At 72.2% G+C, this 20,424-nt stretch carries 17 protein-coding genes and 1 tRNA gene; 8 read left to right on the top strand and 10 right to left on the bottom strand.

Going from position 1 to position 20,424, the window contains the following annotated elements; translation table 11 throughout:
* Positions 1-41 precede the first annotated feature (41 nt).
* Positions 42-1,043 (bottom strand): 2,3-diaminopropionate biosynthesis protein SbnA, encoded by a 1,002-nt coding sequence (sbnA, locus tag B5D66_RS13065; protein ID WP_078761973.1) that lies wholly within the window; start codon positions 1,041-1,043, stop codon positions 42-44.
* A 5-nt stretch (positions 1,044-1,048) separates the two neighbouring features.
* Positions 1,049-2,131 (bottom strand): 2,3-diaminopropionate biosynthesis protein SbnB, encoded by a 1,083-nt coding sequence (gene sbnB, locus B5D66_RS13070; RefSeq protein WP_078761974.1) that lies wholly within the window; start codon positions 2,129-2,131, stop codon positions 1,049-1,051.
* Positions 2,132-2,884: 753 nt separating this feature from the next.
* Between sbnB and B5D66_RS13075 the strand changes: the two genes are divergently transcribed.
* Together B5D66_RS13075 and B5D66_RS13080 are read left to right on the top strand one after the other, a co-directional pair.
* A complete protein-coding gene (locus B5D66_RS13075; protein WP_078761975.1) occupies positions 2,885-3,856 on the top strand; it encodes an ATP-binding cassette domain-containing protein in 972 nt (323 codons plus the stop codon).
* On the top strand, positions 3,853-4,695 hold the full coding sequence (locus B5D66_RS13080) for an ABC transporter permease (protein WP_078761976.1): 843 nt from the start codon (positions 3,853-3,855) through the stop codon (positions 4,693-4,695). The genes B5D66_RS13075 and B5D66_RS13080 overlap by 4 nt, the downstream gene beginning before the upstream one ends.
* Before the next feature lie 44 nt (positions 4,696-4,739).
* Here B5D66_RS13080 and B5D66_RS13085 read toward each other — a convergent pair whose 3' ends face one another.
* The gene (locus B5D66_RS13085; protein WP_078761977.1) at positions 4,740-5,462 is read right to left on the bottom strand and encodes a response regulator; all 723 of its coding nucleotides are present in this window, start codon (positions 5,460-5,462) and stop codon (positions 4,740-4,742) included.
* Positions 5,447-6,748: a sensor histidine kinase gene (locus B5D66_RS13090; protein WP_078761978.1), complete on the bottom strand. Its 1,302-nt coding sequence runs from the start codon at positions 6,746-6,748 to the stop codon at positions 5,447-5,449. Before B5D66_RS13090 ends, B5D66_RS13085 begins: the two co-directional genes overlap by 16 nt.
* A 237-nt stretch (positions 6,749-6,985) precedes the next feature.
* Here B5D66_RS13090 and B5D66_RS13095 point away from each other — a divergent pair, with 237 nt between their 5' ends.
* The 6 genes from B5D66_RS13095 (at position 6,986) to B5D66_RS13120 (ending at position 16,280) form a co-directional block, all read left to right on the top strand.
* Positions 6,986-9,220 carry an MMPL family transporter gene (locus B5D66_RS13095; protein WP_078761979.1) on the top strand — a complete coding sequence of 745 codons (2,235 nt, stop codon included), beginning with the start codon at positions 6,986-6,988 and terminating at the stop codon, positions 9,218-9,220.
* A gap of 92 nt (positions 9,221-9,312) precedes the next feature.
* Complete coding sequence (locus B5D66_RS13100) at positions 9,313-10,575, top strand: FAD-binding protein (protein ID WP_078761980.1); 1,263 nt, start codon at positions 9,313-9,315, stop codon at positions 10,573-10,575.
* A 39-nt stretch (positions 10,576-10,614) separates the two neighbouring features.
* Entirely contained in the window at positions 10,615-11,145 is a 531-nt protein-coding gene (locus B5D66_RS13105) for a DUF1697 domain-containing protein (RefSeq protein WP_078761981.1), read from the top strand.
* A gap of 180 nt (positions 11,146-11,325) precedes the next feature.
* On the top strand, positions 11,326-12,837 hold the full coding sequence (locus tag B5D66_RS13110; protein ID WP_235000966.1) for a peptide MFS transporter: 1,512 nt from the start codon (positions 11,326-11,328) through the stop codon (positions 12,835-12,837).
* Positions 12,838-12,860: 23 nt separating this feature from the next.
* The gene (locus B5D66_RS13115; protein ID WP_078761983.1) at positions 12,861-14,918 is read left to right on the top strand and encodes a CocE/NonD family hydrolase; all 2,058 of its coding nucleotides are present in this window, start codon (positions 12,861-12,863) and stop codon (positions 14,916-14,918) included.
* Positions 14,919-15,212: 294 nt separating this feature from the next.
* Positions 15,213-16,280: an aminotransferase class V-fold PLP-dependent enzyme gene (locus B5D66_RS13120; protein ID WP_078761984.1), complete on the top strand. Its 1,068-nt coding sequence runs from the start codon at positions 15,213-15,215 to the stop codon at positions 16,278-16,280.
* A gap of 41 nt (positions 16,281-16,321) precedes the next feature.
* Here the strand turns inward: B5D66_RS13120 and B5D66_RS13125 are convergent, their stop codons facing one another.
* The 6 genes from B5D66_RS13125 to B5D66_RS13150 all read right to left on the bottom strand — a co-directional run bounded on the left by B5D66_RS13125 (position 16,322) and on the right by B5D66_RS13150 (position 20,154).
* A complete protein-coding gene (locus tag B5D66_RS13125) occupies positions 16,322-17,149 on the bottom strand; it encodes an alpha/beta fold hydrolase (RefSeq protein ID WP_078761985.1) in 828 nt (275 codons plus the stop codon).
* Between the two features lie 255 nt (positions 17,150-17,404).
* Positions 17,405-17,572, bottom strand: a complete 168-nt coding sequence (locus B5D66_RS25480; protein ID WP_159457264.1) for a hypothetical protein — start codon at positions 17,570-17,572, stop codon at positions 17,405-17,407.
* Positions 17,573-18,183: 611 nt separating this feature from the next.
* Positions 18,184-18,268: transfer RNA gene (locus B5D66_RS13135), tRNA-Ser, on the bottom strand.
* Between the two features lie 318 nt (positions 18,269-18,586).
* Complete coding sequence (locus tag B5D66_RS13140; protein WP_078761987.1) at positions 18,587-19,084, bottom strand: nucleoside deaminase; 498 nt, start codon at positions 19,082-19,084, stop codon at positions 18,587-18,589.
* Positions 19,081-19,584 (bottom strand): tRNA adenosine deaminase-associated protein, encoded by a 504-nt coding sequence (locus tag B5D66_RS13145; protein ID WP_078761988.1) that lies wholly within the window; start codon positions 19,582-19,584, stop codon positions 19,081-19,083. The genes B5D66_RS13140 and B5D66_RS13145 overlap by 4 nt, the downstream gene beginning before the upstream one ends.
* A gap of 66 nt (positions 19,585-19,650) precedes the next feature.
* A complete protein-coding gene (locus B5D66_RS13150; RefSeq protein WP_078761989.1) occupies positions 19,651-20,154 on the bottom strand; it encodes a tRNA adenosine deaminase-associated protein in 504 nt (167 codons plus the stop codon).
* Positions 20,155-20,424: the final 270 nt, after the last annotated feature.

The raw sequence follows: 20,424 nt of genomic DNA on the forward strand, positions 1-20,424 counted from the left end.
CGGCCGGTGCCGGGAGACGCGCGAGCACCCGCGCGCCGGGGTCACACCGCGGGGATCCCGGTTTCCCGGGGCATGCCGTCGCGCACCACGTCGTCGAGGACGCCGGGGTGGACCTCGCGCAGCCAGTGGTCGTGGTAGACGGTGTCCAGGTACCTCTCGCCGAGGTCGGGGGAGATGGCCACGGCCGTCATCCGGTCCTGCGGATCGTGTTCGGCCAGCCAGCGCGCCGCGCCCGCCACGACCGTGCCCGTTGACCCGCCGAACAGGAAGCCGCCCCGGACGAGCCGGTGGCAGAACCGCAGCGTCTCCGCCTCGGGGACCATGACGACGTCGTCGATCCAGCGCTCGTCCAGCAGGGGCGGCCGTACCCCCGCGCCCAGCCCGGGGATGGTGCGCCGGGACGGCGGGCCGCCGAAGGTCACCGATCCCACGCTGTCCACACCGACCACGGTGACGGGACGGTGGAAGGAGCGGAAGAAGCGGGCGCAGCCCATGAGGGTGCCGGTGGTGCCCGCCCCCACGAACACGACGTCGACCCCGGGGAACTGACGCGCGATCTCCTCGGCCGTCGTCGCGTGATGCGCCCGCCAGTTGCCGGGGTTGGCGTACTGGTTGAGCCACACCATCCGCTCGCCGGAGTCGGCCAGCGACCGGACCAGGGCGATGCGGGCGGCCAGGAAACCCCCCTCGTCGTGAGGGCGGTCGACGACGCGGACCTCACCGCCCAGGGCCTTCACGAGCCGGCGGGTCGCCAGGTTGCACCGGGGGTCGGTGACGCAGACGAAGCGGTACCCCCGGGCGGCCGCGATGACGCTGAGGGCGACCCCGAGGTTTCCCGAGGAGGACTCGACGATCGTGTCCCCCGGTCGCAGGAGACCGCGCTCCTCCGCGTCGCGGACCATGGCCGAGGCCGCCTTGAGCTTGACGGAACCCGCGAAGTTGAAGCCCTCGCACTTGAGGTAGAGCGGGACACCGAGGCAGCGCCGCAGGTCGACGTAGAGGTCGGAGACGTTGAACTCGGCGGGCGTCTGGATCACGGGCACGGCGGCTACCTCCGGGGCTGCGCTGTGGACGTGGCGGGCGGCCGGTTGCCCGCGTTCCCGTGCCGGTCGAGGTCGTGGAAGAAGTCCGGCACCACCACGGCCTCCCCCTCGGCGGTGACCCGGTCGTAGACGTGACGGCCCACCGCCAGGTCGAGGATCCCCAGGCCGAAGGGGGAGAAGACCAACGGCCGGTCGGGGGCCGGGGCGATCCGGCCGAGCAGGATGTCGGCGAGCGTGCCGGTGATGAAGTCGCGGTTGCCGGTCCGTTGCTCGACCAGGTGGGGGGAGGTCTGCGCCTTCAGGCAGTGGTCGAGGTCGTCGACGATGTTGTCGGCGGCCAGGATCACCTCCTCGCCCAGGTCGCGGAGGGACAGGTGGAGGACGATCGGGGCGTGGTCGAACCATTCGGGCCGGTGGACGTGGGGTGTCGCGGCGACGGTGGCGAAGACGACGAGGTCGCTGGAGCGGATGAGGGCCTCGGCGTCGGCGTGGACGGTGACGTCGGCCTGTTCCCCGGCACCGCGCAGGTAGCCGCGGAAGCCCCGCGCGTGCTCGGCGGACAGGTCGAACAGTCCCACCTCGTCGAAGGACCACCCGGTCGCGGCCAGGTAGGTGTGAACGTAGCGGGCGATCAGCCCGGTCCCGACGAAGCCGACCCGCCGGGGACGTCCGCGGCGCCGTGACAGGTGGTCGGCGGCCAGCGCGGCGGAGGCCGCCGTCCGCGCGGCGCTGATGATGGAGCTCTCCAGGCAGGCCAGGGGGTAGCCGGTGGCGGGGTCGTTGAGGACGAGCACGGCGGAGGCCCGCGGGATCCCCTTGTCGACGTTCTCGGGGAAGCTGGATATCCACTTCAGGCCGTCGACGCCGAACCGTCCGCCGATGGAGGCCGGAAGGGCGATGATCCGCGCCGAGGGGCGGTCGGCGAACCTGAGGAAGTACGACGGGGGGTTGTTCGACGCTCCCGCGTCGTGCAGCAGATACGCCTCTTCGACAATGCCGACGACCTTTTCCACGGAGGCCGAGAGAACGGATTCGACCTGGGATCCGGTTATCACGGAAAAGGAAGGAATCAATTCTGGTTCCGGCATGGCAATCCCCCTCGCGCACTAAGAGACCACAGCGGTGACCCCGCGCCGGATCGGCGCAGGGCAGACACTACATGCGCTTTCTCGGCCTCTCCCCGCGGAGAATGATCACCGCCACGCTTCCGTATTTGTCTTCGCGTCACACATCTGGTAAAAAATTACTAAGTTTCTTCAAACAAGACATAAGCCAACAAAGCAACACAGAGCCGGATATGAATTCATCCACCATCGGTGGTCCGCATATCGACGCATCGCTCCTATTGCCGGCAGCACCCCGATCCCTCCTGTCCGGAAACGGCCAGAAGGGGCGGGACACGCTCAACGACTTAAGCGACATTCCACTTAGACCATCACAGACTTCCCAGTGGCACCTTGACCGGCCCCTCCGCACACCGGAATCGGCGAGGAGACCCACCGTCCGATCAGGCGGGACCGGACTCCCACATCCCGCATGGACGGCCCCACGAGAACGTCGGCACACCGCCCTCGACACCGACGCGAACAACACTCCCCACCCACGGAAACCATCACTCCGGAACTCGCACACGCGCCTGACGCGGTGCGGGACCGGCACCACCCGGGAAAAGGCTCGCCCGGCTTTCCACCGCGCCATCCCACGGGCGAAGATCCGGTCGGTGCGATAAACCGCGCTTTCAAACGTCCGCATATCCACGTCCGCTTTGCCGGGCAACGCCGACTTCGACGTGTGCATAGAATCCGAAGCGTCCGAGGTTGAGCATCGAGAAAAGGCGCCCTATGGAGCATGATGTCGAGGCGGAACATCTGGTCAAACGTTTCGGCGAGCACACCGCCGTACGCGATGTCAGCTTGCGGGTTCCGGCCGGCAGCGTTCTCGGGCTGCTGGGCCCCAACGGCGCCGGAAAGACGACCACGGTACGCATGCTCGCCACCTTGGTCGAGCCCGATTCCGGCACCGCCCGCGTGGCCGGCCTGGACGTGGTGGCCGACGCCCGGCGCGTCCGCCGCCACATCGGGCTGACCGGACAGTACGCCACCGTCGACGGGCTGCTGACCGGGCGCCAGAACCTCGTCCTGCTGGGCCGGCTGCTGCGCCTGGGACGGCGCGGCGCGGCGCGGCGGGCCGCGGAGCTGCTCGAACGGTTCCAGCTCACCCAGGCGGCCGACCGTCCCGTCGGCACGTACTCGGGCGGCATGCGCCGCCGGCTCGACCTGGCGACCTGCCTCATCGGCGAACCCCGGGTGATCTTCCTGGACGAGCCGACCACCGGACTCGACCCCACCAGCCGTGTCCTGCTGTGGCAGACCATCCGGGAACAGGTGGCCGCGGGCACCACCATCCTGCTCACCACGCAGTACCTCGAAGAGGCCGACCAGCTCTCGGACCACATCGTGGTCATCGACCGCGGCCGGGTCATCGCCGAGGGGACCCCCGACCAGTTGAAGGACAGCGTGGGCCGGGAACAGGTCGAGATCCGCCTCGCCGACCCCGGCCACGCCGAGACCGCCGCCGCCGTCCTGCGCCGCCAGGGCGGGGAGCCGGCCCTTGAGCAGGGCGGCCGGAGGGTGACCGCCACCCTCTCCGGGAACCTGCCCATGATCTCCCGGGTGACCGCGGACCTGGCCGAGGCCGGCGTGGCCGTCACCGAGGTCACCCTGCGCCGTCCGTCGCTGGACGAGGTCTTCTTCCAGTTGACCGGCGCGACCGCGCAGTCCACCGGCCCGGCCCCGCGGAAGGAGCAGGCATGAGCCGTACCGCCCCGATCCCCGACGACGGCCCGCTCCTGCGGCTCGCCCACGCCGTCCACGACGGGTTCGTCCTCGCCGGCCGGCACCTGACCCACCTGGGACGCACCCCGGAGAAGATCGTCACCGGGACCCTGACCCCCGCGGTGATCGCGGTGGCGCTGGGCTACCTGTTCGACGGCGTCGTGACGGTCGGCGCCGTGCCCGACTACACCGCCTTCATCATGCCCGGCGTACTCGCCCAGGTCGCCCTGTACGGCATCGGGACGACCGCGCTGGGGGTGGTGGCCGACCTGGACAACGGCATCACCGACCGCTTCCGCTCCCTGCCGATCTCGCGCTCCTCGGTGCTGGTCGGCCACACCCTGGCCGACCTGGTGGTGACCGCGGTCAACCTGGTCCTGGTCGCCCTCGTGGGGTTCGCCATCGGCTGGCGGATCGACGCCCCCGCCGCGCACGTTCTCGCCGCGCTCGGCCTGCTGCTGCTCTTCGGGTACGCGATGCTGTGGGTCGGCGTCCTGCTGGGCCTGGCGCTGCGCACGCCCGACACCGTCAACTCCGTGTCGGGACTGGTCCTGGTGGTGTTCTCGTTCCTGTCCACGTCCTTCATCCCCGTGGAGGCGCTGCCCTCCGGAGTGGCCCAGGTCGCCGCCTGGAACCCGGTCACCGCGCTGGTCACGGCGGTGCGCGACCTGCTCGGCGGGCCCGGGGGCGTGGTGGCGGCCGATCCCCCGCTGCCGGTGGAGCACCCCCTGCCCGTGCTGTTCGCGGCCGTCGCGCTGGTGCTGGTGGTGGCCGTCCCGATCGGCACCCGCGCCCACCACCGCGCCGCCGCCCGCTGAGGGCGAGGGGGGCGGCGCCGTTCTCGGGCGCCGCCCCCGTCCGCTCACGGCCGCCTCCCTCCGGTCCGGCGAGCGGGTTCCCCTCGGGCCACGGGGCGGGGCAGGGGGGTATCGGCGCCGCGGTCGCGGTCGAGGTAGGCCAGGACGGCGCGGACCCGCCGGTTGTCGTCGTCGGAGACCGGCAGGTCCAGTTTCATGAAGATGTTCGCGGTGTGCTTGGCCACCGCCCGTTCCGTGATGACCAGGTGTTTGGAGATCGCGCTGTTGGACCGCCCCTCGGCCATGAGGGACAGCACCTCGCGTTCGCGCGGGGTCAGCTCCGCGATCGGGTCGTCGGTCCGATGGCGGCGCAGGAGCTTGGCGATCACCTCGGGGTCCATGACCGTGCCGCCCTCGGCGATCCGCCGCACCGCCTCGACGAACTGGGCGGAGTCGGTCACCCGCTCCTTGAGCAGGTAGCCGATCGCGCCGCTGCCGTCGGCCAGCAGTTCCGAGGCGTAGATCTGCTCGACGTATTGCGACAGGACCAGGATCGGCAGCCGGGGGACGCGCTCGCGTACCCGAAGCGCCGCCCGGATCCCCTCGTCGGTGAAGGTCGGCGGCAGGCGGACGTCGACGATGGCCACGTCCGGCCGGTGTTCGAGCAGCGCGCGTTCCAGCTCCGCCCCGTCCTCCACCGCGGCGACGATCGTGAAGCCGAACGCCTCCAGCATCCGGACCAGGCCGTCGCGCAGGAGGAAGAGGTCTTCGGCTAGGACAACGCGCACGGGACCTCCATCGTGACGACCGTGGGGCCGCCCTCGGGACTGATCAGGGCGAGTATCCCGTCGAACGTGGCCAGCCGGCGGGTGATGCCCTCGATGCCACCGCCCCGGCCGGGGTCGGCCCCGCCACGCCCGTCGTCGGTGACGACCGCCCGCAGCACCCCGTCGGCGTGGCCGACGTCGATCCAGACGCCGCGCGCCTCACTGTGCTTGGCGGCGTTGGCCAGGGCCTCGCAGATCCCGAAGTACACGGCGGCCTCGACGGGCGCCGGAGGGCGGGCGTCCGGCAGGTCGACGTCCACCTCGACCCGCAGGGGGCTCTCCAGGGCGATCGTGCGCACGGCGTCGCCCAGCCCGCGGTCGGCGAGGATCGGCGGATGGATGCCCCGGACGAGATCGCGTAGTTCGGAGAGCGCCTTGCCCGAGGCCGCGCGCGCCTCCTTGAGCATGGCGCGGGCCGCCTGGACGTCGTGGTCGAGGAGCTGCTCGGCGGTGTCCAGGGTCATCCCCACGGCGACGAAGCGGGCCTGGGCGCCGTCGTGCAGGTCGCGTTCGATGCGCCGCAGTTCGGCGGCGGAGGTGTCCACCGCGTCCTCGCGGGTGCGCTGGAGCAGGTCCACCCGGTGGCCGAGGCGGGCACGCTGGTCGGGGCCCAGGAGCAGGGCCGCGAAACGGGCGTCGGCGTCGACGAGCGCGCTCCCGTATCGGGCCAGGACGGGGATCGTCCACAGCGTCAGGGGCAGCGCGACGAGGGCGTGGACCTGGTTGCCCACCGGAACGAAGAGGAACCAGGTCCCTCCCCCGGCCATGGCGAGCGACGGCCAGACGAACTGGTAGACGACCCCCCACACCGGCGCCAGGAGCAGCGCCGCGGGCAGCAGCGTCACCACACCGCCGACCACCGGCGCGGTCAGCAGCCACAGCGCGTCGCGCCAGGTGGCCCGGTCCCCGAGCGTCCAGGCGACCTGGCGGATCCGGCCGGCCGCGCCGGAGCCGAAACCCGGTTCGGCCTGGTAGGGGGCTGGTATGCGCAGCCCCGACCAGCGTTCGGCCAGGTCGCGCCGTAGGCCGGTGTGGGAGCGGATCGCGGCGATCGCCCAGGGGGTGGTGAACAGGCCGATCCCCACGGGGATCAACGCGATCGAGCACAGCAGGAACACCAGGAGCACGACCCCCAACAGGAAGGAGGAGAAGAGCAGGAGCCCCCGGCCGGCCGCGCGCAGCCCCGAACCCGGTGCCGGCGCGGTCCGTCGCGCCGTGCGCGCGCCGGTGCGGTTCTCCCCGGTCATCGTCTCCCCTCTCCTGCGAACGGTCCTGTCACCGCCGTGTACCGACGGTGAACGGTTGGATCGCTACAAGTATCGAAGGGCGGTCGCCGCCGCGTCAGCGGCTTTCCTCCCGAAACGGGGGTGTATCCAGGTACACCCCCGGTCCGGGTTCCACCCCCATTCCGGTTCTGACCGGCGCTTTCTAGGCTCTCGATGCCATCGGCCACCTCCGGCCAACGGTCCATCCAAGGAGCAGGAATGCGACGCCCCGAAAATCGCGCCGCCGCGCTGGGCATGTGGAGTGCCCGGCACCGCTGGACAGCGGTCCTCGGCTGGACGGCGTTCGTCGTCGCCGCCGTGCTGGTCGGCTCATGGCTGCCGCAGCAGGAACTGACGGACACCGACCTCGGCACGGGCGACTCCGGGGCCGCCGCGCAGATCCTGGCCGACGCCGGCATCGAGGAGCCCGCCGGCGAGACGGTGATCGTCCACGACGACCAGCTCACAGCGGCCGACCCGGCCTTCTCCCGCGCGGTCGACGACCTGGTGGACGCCCTGGCCGCCGAGGAGGCGGTGCGCGACGTCGTGGACCCCCGGGACAGCGGGGCCGTCTCCGCCGACGGACACTCGGTCCTCGTCGTGGCCACCCTCACGGGCGACCCCGACACCGCGCACGAACGGGTCGGACCCGTGATCCGGGCCGTCGACGAGGTCGCCGCCGACCATCCCGGCCTGGAGATCGGGCAGCTCGGCGCGGCCAGCGCCACGAAGATGGCCGACGACTTCATGGCCGGCGACTTCACCCGGGCCGAGTGGACCGCGGTCCCCCTCGCCCTGGGCATCCTGCTGGTCGCCTTCGGCGCGTTCGCGGCGGCGCTGCTGCCCGTCGCGCTCGCCTTCACCGCCTTCCTCGCGGCGGTCGGCCTGCTGGCCGTGTTCAGCCACCTGCTCCCCGTGGACAGCGGTGCCGCGCAGGTCATGCTGGCGATGGGGCTGGCCGTGGGGGTGGACTACTGCCTGTTCTACCTGCACCGCGAGCGGCGGGAGCGGGCGGCGGGACGCGACGGGCGGACGGCGCTGCGCGTGGCCGCGGCGACGTCGGGCCACTCCGTCCTCGTGTCGGGGGTGACCGTGGCCGTCGCGGCGTCGGGCATGTTCCTGTCCGGCCTGGTCAAGCTGGAGGGGTACGCGATGAGCGTGATCATCGTCGTGCTCGTGTCCATGCTGGGGTCGGTGACGGTGCTGCCCGCCCTGCTGTCCCTCCTCGGCGAGCGGGTCGAGTGGGGCCGCGTTCCGCTGCGCCGGCGCGCGCGCCGCTTCGGACGGGCCTCGACCGTCCTCGCCCGGCTGCTCGACCTGGCGCTGTCCCGCCCGGGCGTGTCCGCGCTCGTCACGACGGCGTTCCTGCTGGTCCTGGTCGCCCCGGTGGGCGACATGCGCACCGAGCAGCTCCCCATGGACGAGCAGGTCCCGGCCGACTCCGCGTTGGCGGTCTCCTACCGCCTCATCGAGGACGCCTTCCCCGGGCAGGGGTCCGCGGCCAGGGTCGTCGTCACCGCGGACGACGTCACCTCGCCCCCGGTGCGCGCGGCCGTGACCGATTTCGTCGCCGCCGCGCAGGACGGGCTGGCCTCGGGGCCGCCCCAGGTCACCGAGCACCCGGCCGAGGGGGTCGTCGTCATCGACGTTCCCGTCCCCGGTTCCGGGAGCGTGGAACGCGCCGAGGAGGCGATCTCGACCCTGCGTTCGACGACCGTCCCCGACACGCTGGGGGCGGCGGCCGGCGTCGAGCGCGCCGTGGTCGGCGGCCCCACGGCGGCCTCGATGGACTTCAACGCCGAGCTGCGCGAGGCGGTCCCGCCGGTGTTCCTGTTCGTCCTGGGCACGGCCTTCCTGTTGATGCTCGCCTCGTTCCGGTCGCTGCCGATCGCGGTCATCTCGGTGGCGCTCAACCTGCTGTCCATCGGCGCCGCCTACGGCGTCATGGTCGCGGTCTTCCAGTACGGCTGGGGCGCCTCGCTGATCGGGGCCGAACCGGTCGGGGCGATCGAGTCCTGGCTGCCCCTGTTCGTCTTCGTGGTCCTGTTCGCGTTGTCGATGGACTACCACGTCTTCGTCGTGGCCCGCATCCACGAGGCGCGCCTGCGCGGATGCGGCACCGTCGAGGCCGTGCGGGAGGGCATCTCGGCGACGGCGGGCGCCGTCACCGCCGCCGCGGTCATCATGGTCGCCGTCTTCGCGATCTTCGGGTCGCTGTCGGTACAGCAGTTCAAGCAGATGGGGGTGGGCCTGGCCGCCGCGGTCGTCTTGGACGCCACGGTCATCAGGGTCGGGCTGCTGCCCGCGGCGATGGCGCTGTTCGGCGAGCGGGTCTGGTACCTGCCACGCTGGCTGGCCTGGTTGCCGCGGGTCTCCCACGGCGCGCCGGCCGACGCCGCGGAGGGGTCCCCGGCCGACGCGCGGCCCCGCGCCGACGCGCTGTCCCCCCGCTGACCCTGCCCCGCCGGTCCCTACGGGCCGCCTGTGGACCGGCCCCGCCCCGGCACCGTAGGCTCCCAGCGGGCGGCATCGGAGGGACTGGGCACATGGTCGCGAGACCGAGGAACTGGGCGGGCAACATCGAGTTCACAGCGCGGCGGCTGGAGGAGCCCGACTCCCTCGACCGGCTGCGCGAGATCGTCACCGGCCACGACCGGGTGCGCGTGCTGGGCACCGGGCACTCCTTCAACCGCATCGCCGACACCACCGGCGTCCTGGTCTCGCTGCGGTCGCTGCCCCGGGTCGCCGACCTCGATCCCGCCCGCGGAACGGTCCGCGTCGACGGTGGGACGCGGTTGGACGAGCTGTGCGCGTTCCTGCGGCGCCACGGTCTGGCCCTGCCCGACCTCCCCTCCTCGCCGCACTTCACCGTCGCCGGGGCCTGCGCCACCGGGACGCACGGGTCGGCGCACGCGACCGGCACCCTGGCCTCCTTCGTGACCTCCGTCGAGCTGCTGACCTGGGACGGTTCCACCGTCGTGCTGACCCACGGGGACGCCGACTTCGGCGGGGCGGTGACGTCGCTGGGCGCCCTGGGGGTGGTCACCGCGCTGTCCCTGCGGCCCTGTTCCGGCTTCGAGGTCGAGCAGCGGGTGTATGAGGAGGTCGGTTGGGACGTGCTGACCGACCGGTTCACCGACGTCTTCACGGCCGCCCACGCCGTCAGCGCGTTCACCGACTGGTCCGCCCCCGTCCGCCTGTGGGTCAAACACCGCGTCGGCGCGCCCCGGGACGATCTGGGCTGGACGGGAGCGCGGGCCGCCGACGCCCCCCGGCACCCCATCGCGGGAATGCCCGCCGGCAACGCCACGGAGCAGTTGGGGACGGCCGGGCCGTGGGACGAGCGTCTCCCCCACTTCCGCGCCGGCTCGATGCCCAGCGCGGGCGCCGAGTTGCAGTCGGAGTACTTCGTCCCGCTCGCGGCGGCGGCGCCGGCGGTAGAGGCGCTGCGCGAGGCCGGCGCGGAGATCTCCCCCATGATCCAGACGGCCGAGATCCGCGTCGTCGCCGCCGACGACTGCTGGCTGAGCCCGTCCCACGGGCGGGACAGCGTCGCCTTCCATTTCACCTGGGTCCCCGAGCCTCGCGCGGTGGCCTCCGTCATCGCCCGGGTCGAGGAGGCGCTCGCCCCGTTCGATCCGCGCCCCCACTGGGGCAAGCTCTCCGCGCTCCCCCCGGAGGGGCTGCGGGCCTCCTATGAGTACTGGGACGACTTCCGTCGGCTGGTGGACCGGCTGGATCCGGTGGGAAGGTTCCGCAACGCGCTGATCGACCACTACTTCCCCGCGCCCTCGGGGCCGGCGCGCTGACGGCGCGTCCCGACGATCGCGACAACCGCGAGGAGGAGCATGACCAGGTACGCGGTGGTGCTGCGCGGGATCAACGTCGGTGGTCACCGCACGGTGCGGATGGCCGCGTTGCGGGAGCTGGTCGGCCGACTCGGCTACACCCGGGTCTCGACGCTGCTCCAAAGCGGCAATGTCGTGTTCGACGCGGCCGAGGGGGACCGGGAGGCGGTCGGCGCGGCCGTCGAGGCGCGCATCGCCACCGAGCTCGGCCTGGCCGTGGACGTCATGGTGCGCACCGTCGAGGACCTGCGCGGGATCGTGGCGGGCCTGCCCTTCCCGGACGCCACCGCGGCCACGTGCGCGGTGGCCTTCCTCCGTGGTCCCGTCGACAAAGCGGCCCTGGCCGGCCTCGCCCCGGGCTCCTTCGCCCCCGAGGAGATGGCCGTGGGCGAGCGTGAGCTCTACCTCCGCCTTCCTGCCGGCCTGGGGCGGGCCCGGCTGCCGGGGCTCGTGCAACGCCGGCTGGGGGTGCCGATGACGATTCGCAACTGGAGTACCACGGAGCGGCTTCTCGCTCTCGCCGAGGAGTAGCCCCGTCCCGTTGTGGCGGTCTCCCGGTTCCGGCGCGATCCCGCCGCGGGCGGATTCTCCACCCCTGTAGGCGATTGGGCTTTACGTGGCTTTTTTCATACTTTCATGTTGTTTTGCCGGTTTCGTTCGGGGCATGAGTGCCGCTTCGGAAAAAATCCCGACCGTCTCCGGAGAACCCCCGTGGCAGAATCCGCCCCACCGATCGAGGACGAACCCACCGGCCGAACAGAACCCCGACCCCCCACCGACGCCTCCTTCCTCGGCCATCCGCGCGGCCTGAGGTCCCTGTTCGGCCTGGAACTGTGGGAACGCTTCTCCTACCTGGGCATGCAGGCCATCCTGGTGCTCTACTTCGCCGACACCGTGCTCAACGGCGGCCTCGGACTCGCCCCCTCCACCGCCGCCTCCCTCACCGCCGCCTACGGCACCCTGGTCTACCTCGTCTCGGTCGCCGGCGGCTGGCTCGCCGACCGCGTCCTCGGCTCCTACCGCTCCGTCCTGTGGGGCGGAATCCTCATCGCCGCCGGCCACTACACGATGGCCGTCCCCACCGGCGCGGCGACGTGGGCCGGACTCGCCCTGATCATCGCCGGCACCGGCCTGCTCAAGCCGAACGTCTCCACCATGGTGGGCAAGCTCTACGCCACCGACGACGAACGGCGCGACGCCGGCTTCGCCATCTACTACACGGGCATCAACATCGGCGCCTTCCTCGGCCCGCTCGTCACCGGATTCCTCGGTCAAAAGATCGGCTACCACTGGGGCTTCTCCGCCGCCGCGATCGGCATGACCCTCGGCCTCGTCCAGTACGTCCTGGGGCGGCGCCACCTCGCCGGCCGCCGCGAGGGCGCCGAGTACCCCCTGCCGGCCCACGCCCTGCGCCGCGCCCTGTGGACGATCGGCGGCTGCGCGGGCGCGGTGGCCGTCGCCGCGGCCGTCGCCGGGGCCCTCGGCGCGCTCACCCTGGACCGCGTCGTCGACCTGGTCTCCCTCGCCTCGGTGGTCGCCCCCGTCGTCTACTTCGCGGTCATGTTCCGCAGCCCGCGGGTGACCCGCCCGGAACGGGCGCGGCTGCGCCCCTACGTGGTGCTGTTCGCCGCCTCCGTGGTCTTCAACATGATCCTGTTCCAGGCCTACTCGGTGCTGACCCTGCTCGCCTCCGACCACGCGCGCACCGACGTGTTCGGCTGGGACTTCCCCTCGACCTGGTACGGCTCCGTCCTGGGCGTCGTGGAGGTCGTGGGAGGGCCGCTCATCGCCGCGCTGTGGGTCGCGTTGGGGCGCCGCCAGCCGCACGCCTCGGCCAAGATCGCCACGGGTGTGATCCTGGGCGGCCTGTCCTTCCTCGTGCTGGTCCCGGCGACGGCCGGGCGGACCGGGGAGTGGGAGATGGCCGCCTGGTGGCTCATCGCCTCCTTCGCCCTGCTCGGCATCGGTGACGTCATCCTCCAGACCACGGGCATGTCGGCCACGACCAAGCTCGCCCCCGCCGCCTTCGCCGGACAGACCATGGCCCTGTGGTTCCTCTCCCTGGCCCTGGCCAACGGCATCCAGGCCCAGGTCGTCCGCTTCTACGGCGAGGTCCCCGACCCCGTCTACTTCGGTGTCACCGGCGCCGTCGCCGTCGTCGCCGGGATCGCCATGATCGCCGCCGGCCCCTGGCTGCGCCGCACGATGCACCCCGTCCACTGAAGACCGATCGGAACGTCCCTGACATGCGCCTTCGCACCGACTTCCCGTACGAGACCACCCGCTCGGACGTCTGGATCCCGCTGCCGGACGGCACCCGGCTGTACGCGCGGATCTGGCGTCCCGTCACCGACACGCCCGTCCCGGCGCTGCTGGAGTACCTGCCCTACCGGCTCGGCGACTGGACCGCACCCCGCGACGCCCAACGCCACCCCTGGTACGCGGGCCACGGCTACGCCTCCGTCCGCGTGGACGTGCGCGGCCACGGCGACTCCGAGGGCCTGCCCGGCGACGAGTACTCCGACACCGAGATCGACGACGGTGTCGCCGTCGTCGAATGGCTGGCCGCCCAACCCTGGTGCAACGGCCGCGTCGGCATGTTCGGGATCTCCTGGGGCGGCTTCAACAGCCTCCAGATCGCCGCGCGGGCGCCCGAACCGCTGAAGGCGATCGTCACCGTCTGCTCCGCCGACGACCGCTACGACAACGACGTCCACTACATGGGCGGCTCGGTGCTCGCCGTGGACATGCACGCCTGGGCGGCGACCATGCTCGCCTTCGTCTCCCGGCCGCCGGACCCGACCCGGGTGGGCGCGCGCTGGCGGCAGATGTGGCTGGACCGTCTCGAAGCGGTCGAGCCGTTCAGCCACACCTGGCTGGCCCACCAGTCCCGTGACGACTACTGGCGGCGCGGCAGCGTCTGCGAGGACTACTCCGCCATCACCGCGGCGGTGCTCGCGGTCGGCGGATGGCACGACCCCTACCGCGACACGGTGCTGCGGCTCGTCGAGCACCTCGACGCGCCGGTGCGCGGGCTCATCGGCCCGTGGTCCCACCAGTACCCCGACCGTGGGCTGCCGCCCGGTCCCGCGATCGGTTTCCTCCAGGAGACGCTGCGCTGGTGGGACCGCTGGTTGAAGGAGCCGGCCGAGCGGGGGGCGGACGCGGCCGAGCGGCCCGACGTCATGTCCGAACCGCTGCTGCGCTCCTGGATCAGCGAGTCGCACCCTCCGGCCACCACCTACCCGGTCCTTCCCGGACGCTGGGTCGGCGACGACACGTGGCCGTCGCCCGCGGTCACGATGACGCCCTTTGGACTCGGCCGCGAGCTGGCACCGGGCGCGCCCGTCACCGCCGACGGCACGATCCCGGTCGTCTCGCCGCAGCACACCGGGATCGACGCCGGACGGTTCTTCCCGTTCGGCAACGACGCCGACCTTCCCCCCGACCAACGCGAGGAGGACGGCCGCTCGGTGTGCTTCGACTCCGCGCCGTTGGAGGAGCGGGTGGAGATCCTGGGCCGGCCCCGCGTCCGGCTGCGCATCCGCTGCGACGCCCCCCGGGGCCAGGTGATCGCCCGCCTCCTCGACGTCGCCCCCGACGGATCGTCCACGCTGGTCACCCGGGGCGTCCTCAACCTGCTCGCCCGCCACGGCAGGGACCGGGCCGTCGAGTGGGAGCCCGGGGCGACCGAGGACGTCTCCTTCGACCTCAACGGCATCGGGCACGCCTTCCCGCCCGGGCACCGCGTCCGGCTCGCCCTCTCGTCGGCCTACTGGCCGTGGATCTGGCCCCACCCCGACGCCGCCGGCTTCGCCGTCGATCCGCGCGCGAGCGCCCTGGACCTGCCGGTGCGCGACCCCGCGGCCGACGCCGGGGCCGCCCCGATCCGGTTCGAGGAGCCGGAGCAGGCCGAACCGCTCGGCGTGGTCACGCCCGAGGCCGCGGAGCAGCGTCCCGAACGCCGCGTGGTGCGGGACGTCCGCAGCGGGGAGTGGCGGCTGGAGGTCGATCCGCGTTACGGCGGTACCCGGATCTACCCCGATGGGCTGGAGTTCACCGAGGACGCGCTGGAGACCTACGTCATCCGCTCCGACGACCCCCTGTCCGCCCGCACCCGGTCGGACTGGTCGATCCGGCTGCACCGGCCCGACATCGGCTGGGACGCGCGGGTGCGGACCCGTTCGGAGATCACCGCCACGGCGACGGAGTTCGTCGCCTCCAGCGAGGTCACCTGCCTCGACGGCGACGAGACGGTCTTCCACCGCACTTGGGAGCGGCGCATCCCCCGCACCGCGGGCTAGAACAGCGGCCGGGCGGTGGGCGGGGCTGCGGCACCCACCACCCGGCGCGTCTCGCGGTCCTGGTGACCGCCCCGCGCGCCCGCACCGCATCCGCCGAGGCCGGCGGTGTGCCCCGGCGGCGTGGCGGCTCCGGCCCGTTGGGGCGCCGCCACGCGTTGGCGGCGCCCCGTCGTGGTCCCCTCACCCGCCCGGTACGCGGTCTCCTCCCCGCCCCGGCTTCCCGCGAGGACGGGCCGCCGCCAGGAGACGACAGAGCGTCTTGTCGACAAAGGGGCGGCCTGCGAACATCTGAGCATGCACCCCAGCTCTCCGGCGTCCACGCCCCTGCGGTCCGCTCGCGACCGCTTCGCCCCCGAGGGCGTCTTCCTCAACACCGCCACCTACGGTCTTCCTCCCGCCGAGGCGACGGAGGCGGTGGTCGCCCTGGAACGCGACCGCGCGGCGGGCCGGCTCGACCCGGCCGCCTTCGACACGATCGTGGCCCGGGGCAGGCGGGCCTTCGCCCGGCTCATCGGCGTTCCCGACCAGCGCGTCGCCATCGGCCCCCAGGCGTCCCACTTCGTCGGTCTGGTCGCGGCGTCGCTGCCCTCCGGCGCCGAGGTCGTCGTCGCCGACGGCGACTTCACGTCGTTGCTGTTCCCGTTCCTCGTGGCCGAGCGGCGCGGGGTGCGGGTGCGTTCGGTCCCGCTGGAACGGATCGTCGAGGAGGTGACGCCCGCCACCTCTCTGGTGGCCGTGTCCGCGGTGCAGTCCGCTGACGGACGTATCGCCCCGGTCGAGGACCTGATCACCGCCACGTCGGGGAACGGGGCCCGGCTGCTGCTGGACGTCACCCAGTCGGCCGGATGGCTGCCGCTGCCCGCCGAACGGGTCGACCTGCTGGTCTGCTCCGGTTACAAGTGGTTGCTCGGTCCGCGTGGGACGGCCTTCCTCGCCGGAACGGAGGAGGCGCTGGCCTCGCTCGTCCCCTTCGCCGCGGGCTGGTTCGCGGGAGCCCAGGTGTGGGAGTCCATCTACGGGCTGCCACTGCGGCTCGCGACGGATGCCCGTCGCCTCGACCTGTCCCCGGCGTGGGCGTCGTGGGCCGGCCACGTTCCGGCGCTGGAACTGCTCGCGGAACTGGGGGAGGCGGCCGTGGGCGCGCACAACCGCGCGCTGGCCGACCGTTTCCGGGCGAGCCTGGGGCTGGAGCCGGCCGGATCGGCGATCGTCTCCGTCGAGGCCGATCCGGGAGCCGTCGACCGCCTGGCCGATGCGGGGGTCCACGCCGCGGCCCGCGCGGGGCGGGTCCGCTTCTCGTTCCACCTCTACAACGACGAAACCGATGTGGAGCGGGCGGTGAAGGTGTTGACCGACCGCTGAGGTCCGGGTCCGGGGCCGAGACCGGCCCCCGGACCGCAGGGTCACCTGCCGAGGAACTCCAGCAGGTCCCGGTTGAACTTCTCCTTGTCCCCGGGGACGTTGGCCAGACCGTGGGACCCGCCCTCGTAGACCTTGTAGGTGCAGTCGGGGATGATCTTCGAGGACTTCGCCCCGGCCGCCGCGATGGGCACGACCTGGTCGTCGTCACCGTGGATCACCAGGGTGGGGACGTCGAACCTCTTGAGGTCATCGGTGAAGTCGGTGAAGCCGAATGCGTCCACGCACTTCACGCCGGCCTGGATGCTCTCCTGCATCGCCATGAGCCAGAAGGAGTCCCGGTTGCCCTGGGTGACCTTGTTCCCGGGACGGTTGGCGCCGAAGAAGGTCTCGGAGGCGTCCTTCCAGAACTGTGACCGCTCCTTGAGGATGCCGGCCTTGATGTCCTCGAACACCTCCTCGGGTGTGCCCTCGGGGTTGGTGTCCGACTTGATCATGACCGGCGGGATCGCCGCCAGCAGGACCGCCGACCGGATCCGGGAGGTCCCGTGCCGCCCGATGTAGCGGGCCAGTTCACCACCGCCCATCGAGTGGGCCACGAGGGTGACGTCGCGCAGGTCGAGGTGGCCGATCAGATCGGCGAGGTCGTCGGCGAAGGTGTCGAAGTCGTAGCCGCCCCAGGGCTGACTGGACCGGCCGTGCCCGCGCCGGTCGTGGGCGATGCCGCGGTAGCCGTTGTCGGCCACGCACTTCATCTGGTCCTCCCAGGCGTCGGCGTTGAGCGGCCAGCCGTGGATGAACACCACCGGACGGCCGGACCCCCAGTCCTTGTAGAAGATCTCGTTGCCGTCGCGGGTCGTGACGTAGGCCATGCCGCTGTCTCCTCAGTACGTTCCGTCGAGAGTGACGACCGTGCCCGCCCGGCCTCGTCGGCGTGGCGGACCGTCGTTCTCAGCGGCGCTACCCACGGCCCGTCGACCGGTCGCCCTCGCGCGAGTACGGAGATCTTTACCGTGGCTTCCTATGAGGACGGCGCGGTTCGGGGAGGGGTGTCTGGCCGGAGACATCGAGGGGTCGGGCGCGGGCGATGGCCCGGTCCGGCCCCGGTACGGGAGACGGCCGTCCGATCAGGCGTGGCGCGCCGTCACGGTGTCCGTGTACCGCCTGGTGGACCGACCGTCCTCCTGGCTGCCGAGGCCGAAGATCCCCCTGCGGACCGTGGCGAGCCCGTCGGTGGGCACGTCGTCGTGGACAGGCGTCTCCGCCTGCGTCCCGTCGAGTTCCGGGACGGTCACCGGCGTCGCCGTGCGCTCCCGGCCACCGGCCGGGAGGGTGGTGTCTCCCGCGGTGCTCCGCCGATCGGACCAGACGGTCGGGACCGGGACCGCGCGGCACGGTGGCGACGGCCTCGGGCGTTTCTCCCCGTGTCCCGCGTTCGCCGTGGAGCCGTTGGCCGCGTCGACCGCCGGCGTCGTGGCGGTGAGCGGCGCCTGCCGTTCCCCGTCCTGTCCGACGCCCCCGGGCCCGCGGCTCACCGTCCTGCCGGGCGGGTCCCCGGTCCGGCCGGTCGTGGCAGGTGTCCCGGTGGACCGTGGCCCGTTCAGGGGTGAGCCCCCGCCTTCGGCTCCGCGTCTCGGCGCGCGATCTTGCCCGCCGGTATCCGGCCGGACGAGGGCGCGGGGCCGCGCCACGGCGACCATGACGCTCGACACCTACGGGCATCCATCCCTGATCGACTCGACGAGATGGCCGATGCGCTGGGCGCGCTCCGGACCAAGACGACCGCCAGGAAAGGCGAAGAGCCGACCGCCCCCGACCGTGTGCAGTGAATGTGCAACGGCCGGACGCGACCGGCTCTCTCAACCTCTTCGGCCCTCCGTCCGCCTGCGCAGACTCCGGCCTTCAGCGGTGGAGGAGGGATTTGAACCCTCGGAAGGTCTCCCTTCACGCGCTTTCGAGGCGCGCGCACTCGGCCACTATGCGACTCCACCGCGACCAACTCTACCGGAGTTCACCCGATGCTCGGTACGGATCATCCGCCCCTGGCGGCCTTCCTCATGAGTGGTGTCGGTTACCGGGGACCACGGGCGGACCGTTCGTGGGGGCGTCCGGCGAGAAGGGACGCGGCCCCGCCGGCGGGTACCGCCGCCGGGTCCTTCCGCTGTCGTCGTTCCCGCGCCCGGGGACCGGGGCCGAGCCCGGCGGCCCGACAGACGGAACGGTCGAGCGCTCCCCGACACGTTCTTCGGTCCCTCCCCCGCGGGCCCGCTCTCCCAACGGGCCGCGACCGGGGCATCGCGGGCCCGTCGTCAGACGGCTCTGCCGCGGCGACGGCCGAAGAAGTCGGTGAGGAGCGCCGCGCACCGCCCCGCGACATCGGGATCGACCAGGTCGGGGGGGACGACCTCGGGCCGGTGGTTGAGCCTGCGGTCGCGTACGACGTCCCACAGCGAACCGACGGCGCCCGCCTTGGCGTCACGCGCCCCGTAGACCAGCCGCTCCACCCGGGCGAGCACGATCGCGCCCGCGCACATCGTGCACGGTTCGAGGGTGACGGCGAGCGTGCAGCCTGTGAGACGCCACTCCCCCACGTGCCGGGCCGCCGCGCGAAGCGCCAGCACCTCGGCGTGCGCGGTGGGGTCGCCGCTGGCCTCGCGCTCGTTGCGTCCGGTCCCGATGACACCGCCCTGAGGGTCGAGGACCACCGCCCCCACCGGGACATCCCCGCTGTCAGAGGTGCGCGCCGCCTCCTCCAGGGCGAGTCCCAGCGCCGCGTCGTAGCCGGAGGGGCCGGTGGGCGGGATCATGCCCGCAGGGCGTCGAGGGCGTCGGCGAAGCCCGCGTGGTCGGCGATCGTGGCCAGCGCGTCGGCGGGCAGCACCCCCTCACGCAAGGTCAGCGCCAAAAGCGTCTCTTCGGGAGTGCCCAGGTCGACGAGCAGACCGGCGTCGCCGCCGGGGTCCGGATAGGGGCGCTGCCCGCCGCGTTCCTCCTCCTCGTCACCGGCGGCCACCGCCACCGTGTCCTCCAGCAGGAGCGCGGCGATCGGATAGCCGTGGACCATGCGGGCGTCGGAGAGGAAGACGCGCGGATCGGCGCGGTCGTCGACGCGCACGATCCCGAACCACTCGTCGTCGGCCTCGGCCAACAGGAGCATGGTGTCCTCGGCCGCGCCGGGATCGTGTGCGGCCGCGATGTCGCGCATCAGGTCGGCGACGTCGTCGATGCCCTCGACGTCGGTCAGGTCGACCTCGGTCCCCGTCCATCCGTCGGCGGAGCGGGAGAAGACCGCTGAGAAGATCGACACCGTGGGCTCCTGTCCTCTCTTCCGGTTCGGGGGTGGCACCCCGATCATTTCCGTTCCGCCGTCGGCCTACCCCATCGCGTCCAAAGCACGCTGAAACGCCTGCTGGAACCCCAGCCGCTCGGAGATGCTGGCCAGCACCTCGTCGGGGTACAGGTCGAGGTCGCCGGCGAGCGCGCCCAGCTCCATCTCGTCCAGGCCGAGGTCGGCGAGGATCGACAGGTCGCCGGCGGGCAGCACCTGGTCGAGGTCCTCGTCCTCGGGGACGTCGATGTCGAGGTACTCCAGCACCGAGCGCGCGATCTGCCAGTCGACGGAGGCGGTGACGTCGGAGAGGAACAGACTGACGTCGTCGCGCCCGTACACCCGGGCGATGATGAAGAAGTCGTCTCCGACCGCGACCAGCCCGATGGCCCCGCTGATGCTGGGTTGCTGGCGCAGCGCGTGCAGCAGCCCCTTGAGGTCGTGCGTCAACGCGACGGGGAGCACGTCGACGTCCCAGTACTCCTCTTCTCGATAGGCGACGGCCGCGAAGTCGTTGGAGCCGTCGTCATCGTGTTCGAGTTCCGTCATCGTCACCCCACCCGGATGTCCCTGGTCCGGCCAGGATCGCAGATCGTCCGAGGCAGCGTCATCGTAACGGCCGCTCTCGCCCGTGACTCGGTCTCCCCATAGGGGGCCGTCTCCGTGATAGAAGTCCGCGCTCACACGTCCTATTAGAACGGACGCCCCGTCCTCGACAGAACGCGACCATAAAGTTCGCGTGCGTCAACCGGACGGGAGCGTCGGCGTCACACGGAGTCTCCGGGACGGAGCCCCTGGTGAGTAAGGGTGTCCCGTTTC

This window comes from Marinactinospora thermotolerans DSM 45154, from assembly GCF_900167435.1.
Taxonomy (GTDB): domain Bacteria; phylum Actinomycetota; class Actinomycetes; order Streptosporangiales; family Streptosporangiaceae; genus Marinactinospora; species Marinactinospora thermotolerans.